Source organism: Aequorivita soesokkakensis, from assembly GCF_001641085.1.
Lineage (GTDB): Bacteria > Bacteroidota > Bacteroidia > Flavobacteriales > Flavobacteriaceae > Aequorivita > Aequorivita soesokkakensis.
Map to the genome: position 1 here is coordinate 1 of NZ_LXIE01000016.1, position 215 is coordinate 215.

Genomic DNA, 215 nt, shown 5'->3' on the forward strand with positions numbered 1-215 from the left:
ACCTTAAATACGGCAACTGTTGACATCTGGATGAACCCGGGCTCAACGGTCACCTCTTCGGACATTACTTTTTACAGTGATGCGGCTGGTGCACCGGGCGCTGCTATAAATACACAGGCGGCGGTTGTCCCTACTTCCCAGACTGTCATTGGCAGCAATTTTGGTTTTGACATCTCTGAGCTGGTCTTTGACATTACCCCCGAGATGCTGGCTGG

At 51.6% G+C, this 215-nt stretch carries 1 protein-coding gene; it reads left to right on the top strand.

The genetic code is table 11. From position 1 onward, the window contains the following. Positions 1-215, top strand: a 215-nt coding sequence (locus A7A78_RS15220; protein WP_207489346.1) for a hypothetical protein, incomplete at both ends; no start/stop codon positions are given.